The sequence below is a fragment of the Fodinibius sp. AD559 genome, from assembly GCF_052712805.1.
Map to the genome: position 1 here is coordinate 25,404 of NZ_JBQPVW010000005.1, position 12,442 is coordinate 37,845.

Annotated in this window: 11 protein-coding genes and 1 pseudogene; 10 read left to right on the forward strand and 2 right to left on the reverse strand. The window is 43.5% G+C overall.

The window, feature by feature from the left end; translation table 11 throughout:
• The first annotated feature begins 1 nt into the window (after window position 1).
• The 10 genes from ACQ4LT_RS10245 (at window position 2) to ACQ4LT_RS10290 (ending at window position 11,194) form a co-directional block, all read left to right on the forward strand.
• Entirely contained in the window at window positions 2-1,222 is a 1,221-nt protein-coding gene (locus ACQ4LT_RS10245; RefSeq protein WP_445665945.1) for a glycosyltransferase, read from the forward strand.
• Between the two features lie 16 nt (window positions 1,223-1,238).
• Window positions 1,239-2,597 carry a GNAT family N-acetyltransferase gene (locus ACQ4LT_RS10250; protein ID WP_445665946.1) on the forward strand — a complete coding sequence of 453 codons (1,359 nt, stop codon included), beginning with the start codon at window positions 1,239-1,241 and terminating at the stop codon, window positions 2,595-2,597.
• A gap of 3 nt (window positions 2,598-2,600) precedes the next feature.
• The gene (locus ACQ4LT_RS10255; protein ID WP_445665947.1) at window positions 2,601-3,659 is read left to right on the forward strand and encodes an NAD-dependent epimerase; all 1,059 of its coding nucleotides are present in this window, start codon (window positions 2,601-2,603) and stop codon (window positions 3,657-3,659) included.
• A 203-nt stretch (window positions 3,660-3,862) separates the two neighbouring features.
• Entirely contained in the window at window positions 3,863-4,744 is an 882-nt protein-coding gene (locus ACQ4LT_RS10260; protein WP_445665948.1) for a polysaccharide deacetylase family protein, read from the forward strand.
• A complete protein-coding gene (locus ACQ4LT_RS10265) occupies window positions 4,741-5,874 on the forward strand; it encodes a glycosyltransferase family 4 protein (protein WP_445665949.1) in 1,134 nt (377 codons plus the stop codon). The genes ACQ4LT_RS10260 and ACQ4LT_RS10265 overlap by 4 nt, the downstream gene beginning before the upstream one ends.
• Before the next feature lie 102 nt (window positions 5,875-5,976).
• Window positions 5,977-7,179 (forward strand): glycosyltransferase family 2 protein, encoded by a 1,203-nt coding sequence (locus ACQ4LT_RS10270; RefSeq protein ID WP_445665950.1) that lies wholly within the window; start codon window positions 5,977-5,979, stop codon window positions 7,177-7,179.
• A 17-nt stretch (window positions 7,180-7,196) separates the two neighbouring features.
• Window positions 7,197-8,393, forward strand: a complete 1,197-nt coding sequence (locus tag ACQ4LT_RS10275; protein ID WP_445665951.1) for a glycosyltransferase family 4 protein — start codon at window positions 7,197-7,199, stop codon at window positions 8,391-8,393.
• A 51-nt stretch (window positions 8,394-8,444) separates the two neighbouring features.
• A complete protein-coding gene (locus ACQ4LT_RS10280) occupies window positions 8,445-9,671 on the forward strand; it encodes a carboxylate--amine ligase (RefSeq protein ID WP_445665952.1) in 1,227 nt (408 codons plus the stop codon).
• The gene (locus tag ACQ4LT_RS10285; RefSeq protein WP_445665953.1) at window positions 9,658-10,851 is read left to right on the forward strand and encodes a carboxylate--amine ligase; all 1,194 of its coding nucleotides are present in this window, start codon (window positions 9,658-9,660) and stop codon (window positions 10,849-10,851) included. The genes ACQ4LT_RS10280 and ACQ4LT_RS10285 overlap by 14 nt, the downstream gene beginning before the upstream one ends.
• A gap of 142 nt (window positions 10,852-10,993) precedes the next feature.
• A complete protein-coding gene (locus ACQ4LT_RS10290; protein WP_445665954.1) occupies window positions 10,994-11,194 on the forward strand; it encodes a hypothetical protein in 201 nt (66 codons plus the stop codon).
• A 20-nt stretch (window positions 11,195-11,214) separates the two neighbouring features.
• Here the strand turns inward: ACQ4LT_RS10290 and ACQ4LT_RS10295 are convergent, their stop codons facing one another.
• Window positions 11,215-12,012, reverse strand: coding sequence for a WecB/TagA/CpsF family glycosyltransferase (locus ACQ4LT_RS10295; protein WP_445665955.1), 798 nt, complete (start codon window positions 12,010-12,012; stop codon window positions 11,215-11,217).
• A 235-nt stretch (window positions 12,013-12,247) separates the two neighbouring features.
• Window positions 12,248-12,403 (reverse strand): annotated as a pseudogene (locus ACQ4LT_RS10300) (DapH/DapD/GlmU-related protein); the annotation flags it as partial.
• Window positions 12,404-12,442 lie beyond the last annotated feature (39 nt).

Sequence of the window (12,442 nt, forward strand, 5' to 3'; positions counted from 1 at the left end):
AATGAAAATTCTATTTTTGACCCCATACTCTCCATTGCCTGCCAATTTTGGCGGGGCCATCAGGATCTATAATATACTGAAGCACTTGGCAAACCATCATAATGTGACAGTGGCAGGTTACGGTAGTAAAAGTGAACAGCTTGAGCTGGAGAATGAGTTCCAGTCTCTGCGCGGGAAAGTTCATTTTTGCCCATCTCCGTACACCAAGTGGAACCATATCATAACCTTCTTACGCTCACTTATTTCCAGCCACAGCCATTGGTACCACAAAACGATGAATAAAGAGATGAATGCTATGCTCCGTGAGCTGGTCCGCACCCAGCATTTCGATATCATTCAGTCAGAGTTCCCTGTTATGGCAAACTTTAATCTCGAGACTGATGCCATAAAGATTCTTGATGCCCACAACGTTGAGTATGATAACTTTCGGCGGATGGCAGAGGCGGACTCAAATATATTTAAGAAGCTCTACTTCAAGTTAGAAAGTCAAAAATTTTACCGGGAAGAAATCAGTGCCGCGAAGAAACAGGATGCGATTTTTACGGTAAGTGAAAGGGATGCTAATCTTTTCGAAAAAGATGTGCCTGATGTAAATAAGTGTCTGATTCCCAATGGAATAGATATGAATAAGATGCAACGGGTAAATACGCTTGTTGAGCCGTTTTCACTGGTGTTTGTTGGTATGATGAAGTATTTCCCTAATGATGAAGCCATGCGTTACTTCCTCGATGAGGTATTTCCCTTAATTCAAAAACAGATCCCACAGGTCAAAATTTATATTGTCGGGGGCAGTCCGGCTCGCTGGCTACAGAAACGGGTAGGTTCTCAAGTTGAAGTGACTGGATATGTAGAGGATGTGCGGCCATACATCAGCAAGGCATCCGCGTATGTAGTACCGCTTAGTATGGGAGGGGGAACCCGCTTGAAGATACTGGAAGCGATGGCGATGGAAATACCGCTCGTTACTACCACTATCGGGTGCGAGGGAATACCTTTAAAGCATCAGGAAACGGCACTTGTTGCAGATACTCCGGAAACGTTTGCTCAAGCTACTATTCAATTACTGCTGGATGACAAACTGAGATCGAAGTTAACGACCAATGCTTATAGATTGGTAAAATCGAAGTTCAGCTGGGAGCAGATACATGAACAACTGGAAGATACCTACACCACATTACTGGGAGGAGAAGAATCCAAAAGACAGAAACAATACTTTCATTAAAAAAAAAGGGTATAAGATGAACATTCCAAGAACTATGCAGGATACAATTCTTGAAACGGATAAAACAGAGAAATCTATTAACAAAAAAAATGAATCGAACGATCTGTTCGTCGAGCTATTCGACAAGATTGAACACTTCGAACAGCTGGAAAAACATTGGCAATATCTGTCCAAACGTGCAGATATGACTATTTATATGTCTTATGAATGGTCGTATTTATGGTGGAAATATTTTGGTCAAAACGAGCAGCGTAGCCTGTCCCTTGTTACCATATGGGATGGCACAAAACTGGTAGGAATCGCCCCGTTTTATATCGGGACTTCTTCAGTCGGTTCCTTAACTATAGAGCGGAGACTACAACTTATTGGCAGTGGGGGCAGTCCCAATGAGCAACTCGGCTACAAAGATGATTACGGGATAAGTGATTTTCTAGATGTTATTGTTGATCCGGATTATTCCTCGGAGGTTGCCGAACTCCTCGCAACGATTATCAAAGCAAATCATCTGAATGTGACATATCTCTCATTTAACCAGTCAAGAGATGACAGTTTTGTACTTAATCACCTCTACCCGGCCTTAGAAAAGGTCGGTTTAGCTCCAAGCCTGCAGCATGTGGACACCTGTGCCTACATAGATCTGGAAGGGCAATCCAACCTTAAGTCATATATCAAACAGTTAGACTCATCGAGTGCAAGACGCCGTTTGAGGCAGACACTACGCGCGGTAGATAAGGAGAACGGTTACGTAATAGAGGAGGCCAAAACATGGGTAGAGATTGAAAAAGCAACGGATACGATTATTGAATTGCATCAGAATCGGTGGAACAAACTGGGATTCCCGGGAGTTTTTCATGACGAACGGTTTACCGGATTTTTTAAGGAGCTTGTGAAAGAGGCTTTTGATAATGGATGGATATGGTTTAAGGAGGCGCGGGATAGCAAGGGCACATGTGCCGGGCGAATGCTATTACGCTACAATGACAGATATTTTGATTACATAAGCGGGTTTGATGATGAACGGGATTCCTCAAAATATCGCCCGGGTATCGGCCTGCTGTTAAATGCCGTAAACGACGCCATTGAAGAAGGGGTTAAGAGCGTGGAACTGCTGCGTGGTCAAGAGTCGTATAAGTACGACTTTACCTCCAAGAGCTTAAAAAACTGGAGAATTTCTCTCCGGCTAAAAGATGCGGTATCTCCTCTGAATAGAGTTCTACGGCCACTTTTTGGGGTGACAGCGGAATTATATATGCGCGCAAGCCGAGAGTCAAAACTTATTAAAACACAATTCAATCAGGTTGGGATACTTGGGGCAATTCCGGCATATCTCTCGTTTCGCTGGAATAGCATTAAACTCAAAATGGGACAGAGGTAACAGATGTCAACAAAACAGAAAGACAGAACTATATCAGGCAAAGTACTGGTTACCGGGGCAGCCGGATTTATTGGGTATCACCTGAGCAAGCGACTCCTCAGTGAAGGGTTTAAAGTAGTAGGTGTTGACAACTTGAACTCCTATTACAGCGTCGACCTAAAAAAAGATCGTCTGGAAAATCTATTATCAGATCCGAAATTTGAATTTAAAAAGGCAGACCTTGCCGATTATACCTCACTGGATAAGATCTTTTCAGACAATGAGTTGGCAAGGGTTTACAATCTTGCTGCACAGGCAGGGGTACGCTATTCGCTAACTCACCCTGAAGAATATATCCAGAGTAATATCCAGGGTTTTGCCAATTTGCTGGAGTGCTGCAGAAAATATCCGGTTTCCCATCTGATATTTGCTTCTTCATCCTCGGTGTATGGTCTAAATCTGAAGCAACCTTACAGCGTATCAGACGTCGTAGATCACCCAGTTTCGCTTTATGCAGCGACAAAAAAATCAAACGAACTGATGGCTCATGTCTATTCTCACCTCTTTGGAGTACCGACTACCGGCCTTCGGTTTTTTACGGTGTATGGACCTTGGGGTCGGCCTGATATGGCCTATTATAAGTTTGTACAGAAGATTCTGGCGAGAGAACAAATTGAGGTATACAACCATGGGGACATGGCCCGCGATTTTACCTACATCGACGATATCGTCGAAGCCCTGTACCGGTTGATGTCTAAAGCACCAAATCCTAATAGCTGTTGGGATGCGGAGACTCCCGATCCTGCTACCAGCAGTGCCCCGTATCGAATATACAATATTGGTAATAATGCCCCGGTTTCACTGATGGATTTTGTGGAAACGATCCAGAAAGAGCTGGGGTGTTCGGCCGACATAAAATTGATGCCTATGCAGCCTGGCGATGTACAACGCACATGGGCCGATTCAACCGAGCTCTACAAGGCGATTGATTATCTTCCAGGTACATCCCTAGATACCGGTATTATGCATTTTGTAGACTGGTACAAGAGTTATCACAAGATTCTGGAAAATGTTAACCAATAAGTTAGTAGGATGGGAAAAGTATCAGAAAGGTGAGAATATTTTTTACAACGGGTTGGAAATTCCCGATGAGAAGTGTCTTTTCATCAGGAAAAATTTCTTAAAAAAGGCTTTAAAATACAGCAAGGCTATAAATTTAAAAATGGCATGTTTGTTGTATTTAACTTGATAAGCACAGTAAATAATAGGCTAAATGGGGCTTAACATTGGAGACAAACACGAATAAATCACTAAGAGAACATGCAGCGATTAAAGTGCTGATGTATCACAGCTTGGTTAGCGAAACATCTGACTCAAGCTATGATCCGTTTTCAGTAAGTGTGAATAACTTTAAACGACAACTTGCATTACTTGATTTCCTGAACTTTACCACCATCACCTTTACGGATTACGACTTGTACCGGCAAGGTAAACTGACTCTGCCAAAGAAGCCGATTATATTGACATTCGACGATGGACACCGTAACACATATGACTTGGCTCTCCCGATGCTCAGAGAGCTTAATATGCGAGCGGTCTTGTTTGCGGTAGGTAATCGAAAGTTGGCAAATGCCAACTGGGACAAGTGCTCAAATCTGGCGTATCCACTAATGACTGACGAGCAGATTCTGGTAGCTGAATCTGATGTGTTCGAAATAGGGGCACATACCATGAGCCATCCAAAACTGACGGAAATAGATCGGCTGGATGAATTATGGGATGAGATTTATAGCTCCAAGAAATCCATAGAAAGGTTGATTAAAAAAGAGGTCATTAGTTTTGCGTACCCATACGGTTGCGTTAATGACCGGGTAAAATCGGTTGTGAAGGAGGCAGGATTCAAATATGCGTGTGGAGTTTATACCGGCCCGCCAGTGTATGGCAGGGATATTTATGACATCAGGCGATTAAGTGTAAAATACAACACAAGCATTCTGAAGTTTCTGTTAATGCTACATACTCCCTATGAATATGTGGAGTGGCTTTATACCAAATTTCGGGATAGATCAAAACAGGATTTAACGGCCGATTCAGTAGTAAGAGAACGGGTACCTGTTGATACTTTTAAGCCGGTTGGCAAAAGAAATTTTGAAATCGAAGAAATATGAAAACACTCTATATCATTGCCAAGGGGATGGCTAAACTCCCCGATGAGGAAATTACAAAGCTCGAAAAACAGAACCGGCACCCCAGGGTAAGCTTGCTTGAGAATGCTCTTTCGGCTGACTTGCTGGACGAGCGATATTTTCAAGAAAAAGCTCCGGCATTCCGTCGATGGCTGTATAAAAAAATTCCGGTGACAATAGCCCAGGTTGTTGAAGCTTTGATACTACAACGGAAGTACGATGTTATTTTTACCCAATCAGAGAAAGTGGGCTTACCGCTGGCCTTGCTGATGAAATATTTTCGGATGCGTACACCTCACGTAATGATTATCTCTCGGATCACTTCCATGGATCCCAGAAAGTCCCAGCAAAAGAAATGGTTCCTCAAACATGCCCAGGAGGCCATTAGCCGTATCCTGATCTGGTCATCCCAGCAACGGCAGATCGCAATTGATGAGCTGGGGATTCCCGCTTCCAAGGTAACCCTACTTAGGAGAGGTACCGATCAGTTATTTTGGCATCCGATGGAATCGGAAGATGGAGCCAACGGAATATGTGCGGTGGGTATGGAGATGCGTGATTATCCGACTTTGGTAGAAGCTCTCCGAGAACTGCATATTCCTTGCCATATTGCTGTGGGAGCTGCGCGTGGAGAGATCTTCGACACAGTAAAGAAGTTGTATGACATAGATGAGCTTCCAGAACACATTTCGGTTGGTCGGAAACCGTATGAAGAGCTGCGCAAACTATATGCCAGTTGCAATTTCACTGTAGTACCGCTGTTGCCCTCAGACTCAGATAATGGCCTCACTGCTATCCTTGAGTCTATGGCGATGGGCAAGCCGGTGATCTGTTCCCGTACAGAGGGGCAGGTAGATGTAATAGAGGATGGGGTTACCGGCATTTTTGTAGAGCAGGGAAATCCCGAAGCTTTGCGAAACGCAATTGCTGAGTTATGGAATAATCCGAAAAGGGCAGAGGAGATGGGCAAAGCAGCGCGAAAGTATGTCGAGGAAAATCATTCAATGGAACAATTTGTGGATGAAATAAAGGAAGAGGTACTGGATGTAATGGGAAGATCAAGGCAGGCAAAATCGATACGATCAACCCCCAAACTGGGAGCAGAAGTATAGGGATGGACGGAACAAATTTAGATTTTTTCAGCGACAGTTACCCCGTTATGAATATGATCAGTTTAAATAGTTATCCATATAAACTTGTAGGAGTGCGTCAGCATGATTATTGATATTGTACAGTATATTTTGATTGGTTGTTTAGGTTTTATTCTGGGATATCAGATGTTGTTGAGTATTATCGCACTACGAGGTAAAGAACAGACCAGTTTCACAGCAACCCGCAGACGTAAGTTCGCAATTGTATTGCCGGCTCATAATGAGGAGAAGGTGATTTCGAAGTCGCTTTACAGTCTTTTCGGTCTTGTATATCCCAAGAGTCTCTACGATGTATTTGTAGTTGCCGATAACTGTACCGATAACACGGCGAATATTGCCCATGGATTAGGTGCCACCGTGTTGGAGCGTTCCAGCGAAACCGAACGGGGGAAGGGGCATGCTCTGCGATGGGCGTTTGACCAGATCATTGCGAAGGAAGAGGGATATGAGGGAATTATCGTTTTTGACGCCGACAGCCTCATATCTGGGCACTACCTGGAGGTAATGAACTATTACCTGGAAAACGGGAGCAAAGTGGTACAAAGTAGTGACTTGGTGCTACCAAAACCAGGCGTTCGAACCAGTGAAACCATACGGATTGGTTTCCTTCTATACAACTATGTTAAACCAATGGGAAGGAAGGTCTTGGGGTTCAACATGGGGCTGCGTGGCAATGGTATGTGCTTTAGTGTGGAGGTATTGAAAGATAATCCCTGGCAGGCATGGTCGCTGACTGAAGATGTAGAATACGGACTCATTTTAATACTGGAGGGGATAGCTATCGATTTTGCTCCGGAAGCTTACGTATGGGCTCTTATGCCGGAATCATCCAAGAATGCGGAGTCTCAACGCGAACGATGGGAATTTGGGCGATATCCACTTATCAGACGGTATGTTCCCAAGCTGATTAAGGCTATTTTTGTAAATCGGTCCCTCAAACCATTGGATACATTGGTCGATCTCATTACGCCTCCGCTCGTAAATACCTTGCTGGTTACGCTGTTAATGTTATTGGTAAATATGGCGGGCTGGGCGATTGGATGGTTACCGGTACACTTTGTGTACATATGGGCTGGAATAGTCACCATGGGAATCCTTCATCTTTTTGTTGGTCTATATGCAGCTGGCGCTGATAAGCAGCTCTATAAGTCGATCCTGTATATACCGTGGTATGCTTTTTGGAAAATAAAGATATACCTGCAAGCAGTGGTAAGCTCAAAGAAAAATAAACAGTGGATACGAACAACGCGAGAAACACACGTATAACCCAGTAACGAGGCCTCATGAAAATTCTTCACATATTCCCATATTTACCGACTCCCCCTACATTTGGAGGAGCATTACGTGTATATCATATTCTGAAACATCTCTCGCGACACTATGATGTAAGTGTAGCGGGATTTAGCGAATTCGGTGATATGGATAAATTCCGGAACTCCTTTCCCGAACTCGACGGAAAAATGCATTTTGTTAACCGGAAGAGGGTAAAATACAGGACAGCGCTACAACTATATTCACAGTTTACCTCACACAGCTACTGGTATAACTGGGCGCAATCTCCAAAATTAAAAAAACAGATACAGTCGTTACTGGATAAAAATGATTTTGATGTAGTGCAGGCAGAATTCGCTTCGATGGGGCACTTCGACCTGCAAACCGACGCGGTACGTGTTTTGGATGCCCACAATGTGGAATATGACAATTTCAGACGGATGAGTACTCTGGAGTGGTCTGGTCTTAGAAAACGGTTTTACCAACGGGAGTATGAAAAGAGTTTTGGGGAAGAGATTACCGCTTTTAAAAGACAGGATGCTTTGTTCGTTACCTCTAAACGAGATGGAGAACTGATCAGGAAAGATGTTCCCGATATCCCGCAGTTCGTTATACCAAACGGGGTTGATACATCCTATTTTATACCTGGTGACGCAGATGAGGAGCCGTTTTCAATCGTATTTACTGGTGCTATGAGTTACGTTCCAAATCATGATGGAATGATCTATTTTCTCGACGAGATCTTCCCCATCATAAAAAAGAGAATTCCCACGGCCAAGGTGTATATCGTTGGTAGCAAACCGCCCGAAATGTTGTTAAAACGACAATCCGACTCGATCATTGTCACCGGTTTCGTGGATGATGTGCGTCCCTATGTGGATCGGGCCAGTGTGTTTGTAGTGCCGTTGCGTATGGGAAGTGGAACCAGACTCAAGGTAGTCGAGGCGCTGTCGATGAGAAAACCGGTAGTATCTACCAGTATCGGCTGTGAGGGAATAGAGGTAGAAGACGGCGAACACATCATTATCAGGGATGATCCTGGCCAGTTTGCCGAAGAGGTTATAAGACTTTTACAGAATAAAAAAATTAGCAAAAAACTGGTTGACAGGGGATATGACTTGGTCAAACAGAAGTACGACTGGCAGGTGATCGGAGAGTCGATCGACGAAGCCTACCAGCTATTAACCAATAAAATGCAAATGGCATGACCTATGGGCTTTTTAAAGAGATCATACAATAGAAAACGACATCCAGCATTAGTGATTGGAGAGATCGGATTAGTACGGAGTCTGGCAACAATAGGGATTCCGATTTATGTAGGATCAGAAATTGAAAATAATCCCGTTCTGCACTCTAAATATGTGCAGCGCAAGATTATGTTTTCCTCTTATGATTCCATTGAGTTTATAGATCAGCTGTGTAATTTTGGAAAAACACTTGATCATAAACCGGTAATTTTTAGTGATGATGACCGTGCTATTTTAAATATATCCAACAACAGGGAGAGGCTGGCGAAATACTATCATCTCTTGTATCCCAATAAGGAGATGGTGGCAAAAATATTGGATAAGCAACGCTTTACGGAGCTTTCGGAGTTGTACCAGTTGCCTTCTCCGGAATCATACCAGGTTTCAACGACCAGTGATTTTGAACAGATCGTCTTGGAGGTTCCTTACCCTTGTATTATCAAACCTACTCAGCGCCACTTTTGGTGGGGAGACGAGTTTGTCGAAAAAGTTGGAAAGTATCAGAAAGCTTTTAAGTGTTCAAACGAATCAGATCTGAGGGATTTGTATCAGAAAATATCTGAGATTAATCCCAGTGTAGTAATACAGGAGTATGTACAGGGAGAGGTTAAACAGCACGTCAGTGCCAACCTGTTTGTAGACAAAAAAGGTGCGGTGAAAGGTTACTACATAGCCCAGAAATTTCGGATTTATCCTATCAAGGCGGGTACCGGAACATATGTAATGACGGTTGGTAATAACGAAGTGGTAGATATTTCAAAAAAGATTATTGAAAAGTTGAATCTCCGGGGATTAGTCAATATACAGTTCAAACAGGATAGCCGCACCGGGCAGTATAAGTTGATGGAGATACACGCCCGAAATAGCCTGTGGAGTCTGCTGGGTGGAAAAGCAGGAGCCAATCTGGCTGAACTCTACTATAATTACCTTGTAGACGGACAAGCCTCAGATAAGACCGTGGTAGCCCGCCCAGGGGTAAAATATATTAATTTGTCAAAAGATGTCCGTGCTTTTTGGGAGAGCAGGGCCGCAGGAACTATTACATTTGGTGAGTGGCTGGCGTCGTTCAAGGGAGACAGAGTATTTGCCGTCCTGTCTTTTGTAGATCCGGCACCGATGTTATACCAGTGGTTGCAGATAATTAGCGCTCGATTAAGCTCTCTTTTAACAAGTAATAATCCAGCAGCGAAGCCTCAAACCGATTCACAGCCTAAATCAAAGAGATATGTCGTTAGATAGCCATCAATATGAACGGACACCTGCGCTGGTACTGGGTGAAATTGGGTTGGTGCAGAATCTGGGAAGGGCGGGGATACCGGTTATTGTAGGGAGTGAAATCCGTGATAACCCGTCGTTGCACTCTCGTTATACCAGGGGGCAAGTATTTTTTTCTGATTATCGTTCACCTAAGTTTATTGAAGAACTGTGTGATTTTGGTAGATCACTGTCACAAAAGGCAGTTTTATTCAGCGACGACGATCATGCGATTTTGAATATTGCTAAGCACCAAGACCAGCTTGAGCCCTATTATCTGTTTTCATTTCCGGATCCGGAACGGGTTGAAAAGCTGTTGGATAAACAGCTTTTTTGCGAGTTAATTGAACAATATGATCTGCCGGCTCCCCGCTCAATAACGTTATCCTCAGTGAAGGAGCTTAATGAAAAACCGGTTGAGAAACTACAGTTTCCCTGCGTCATCAAACCCTCATTTAAACAAGCTTGGTGGGGAAAAGATTTTGACTCCAAGGTCGGAGACTATCAAAAGGCTATTAAATGCAAATCGTATGAGGAGTTAGTAAATTTGTATCGCGATCTGGCAGAAATTAATCCCCATGTTGTGGTTCAGGAGTTTATTGAAGGGGGTGAAGATCAGATATACAGTGTAAATATGTGTGTGAGCAACGAAGGACGACTCGATGGGTACTTCATAGCCCAGAAGCTGAGAACATATCCGATAGTAGCAGGGGAGGGATGCTATATTACCACCGTAGAAGATCCAGAGATGATCGAGATGACGATGGATATAGTCCGGCTACTGGAGCTAAGAGGATTGTTAAATATACAGTTCAAAAGAGATCAACGAACTGGAAAGCCTGTCTTGCTGGAGATCCACACCCGCAATAGCGTTTGGAGCTATCTGGGAACCGCGGCTGGGGCCAATATTGCTGCACTCTATTATCAGCTGTTGACGGGGAACAAAATTTTGGAACAAAGGGATTACGTGCCAGGGGTGCGATTTATTTTCATAGAAAAGGATTTAAAAGCGTTTATTCAGAATTTGCGCGTTAAGCAAGTACCAATAGGAACATGGATGCGGACCTATTTCCAGAAATTTATTTTGGGAGGGTTTAGCTGGAACGATCCCATGCCGGCAGTTATGAAGCTCTGGTTCATCATGCGTAGAAGATTAGCCAAGTGACGAGCCGCTGTTACTTTAGTGATACCACCACCTAATAAAGAGATTAAAATCACTTAATCTAAATATTGAGGATATAACCCTGGAGCGCCTTTTTTATTCTTTAAAACAACAGTTGCTTTTTGATACCATGCTTGTCTGTAATGTGCGTACTACATATCGTGATGTGCAAAAAGATTTGAATATAATTGACTTTGACTACAAGGGAGGGCGATTTAAGTTGATTTTAAACGGCAATATATTTCTTGAAAGTCCGGTAGGTCAGTTTGAGATTAGGTCATACCAGGATCTGGTGCGCGGACTGATCCAATCTGGAAAAAAGAAGCCAAAGGCTTTGGCGTACTAAAAAATTAATTACAATATAGATTAACGGTTTTCCTGCCTTAGTTTTACCAAATCCGGATTGCTGATACGTAACAGCATAATATTCAGGGCGAAGAGAGGGAGTTTAAGCATACGCCGCCATCTGCTGGGTTGCAGCCACAAACGATAAAGCCACTCCAACCCCGATTTACACAGCCATTTTGGTGCGCGTTTAACATTACCAACCACAAAATCAAAGCTCCCTCCAATACCGATTATCAGTTTGCAGGCTGAAAGCTTGGGAAGGTTCTGATTAATCCACTTTTCCTGAGCCGGTGCCCCGAGTGCAACGAAAACTACATCTGCTTTTTTGAGGTTTTGCTGGGTTTCATGCGGGAGGTCTTCCAGTTTAATATCTGGTGAATCTGGGGAGTAGGTACCGGCAACAATTAACTCCTGAATGCGGTCCTGCAGGATAGAAGCGGCACGATCGGCTATGGTTGGCATAGCACCGTAAAAGAATACAGACGCATTATGGCTGGCACATTGAGTACATATTTTCTCAAGAGAGTCAGACCCCGTTATACGATCGATATGCATCCCATATAGGTAGTTGACAGCCCAGCTGATGCCCACACCATCTGCGGTATTAATACTGGAACTGCCTAATATCCTTTTGAAATCGTTGTCAATGATCGACTGTATGACGATCTCCGGATTCACAGTTACAACAAAGAATGCCGGAGATTCAGGATTATCGTCCTGAAGCCTGGCATCTACGAGTGAAAAGAATTCATCTTTTGAATAGGGAGAAATATCAATTCCCAGAACCTGATATGATTGTTTTTTTTCTAAAATCATCTGACCACATCCTATTGTTAATTAATAATTTAGTTTGTGAGGATGACCCCTCTAATCAGATTGCAATTAGTGTGCCAGTGTTTGTAGGTGGGGATTTAGCGTGATAGAGAGGGGGTTTAAAACTTATTGAGGTTAGCCGATCGTTACGTTTATTCCCGGTATACTATTGGGCTGGGTAAAAATTGTACAAGAAAATAAGTGTATAGGAGAGAACTGGTTAATGCGTCACATCGGCTATATAGCGAGCTGGATTGCCACCGACAATAGTGTATGGAGCCACATCTTTAGTTACGATCGAGCCGGCTGCCACGATCGCGCCTTTCCCTATAGTAACTCCCTTTAAGATGATCGCCCGACAGCCGATCCATACGTTATCCTTTATGATGACTGGTTTGTTGATTACAGTGTCGGAGTTCAGCGGATGCAGATC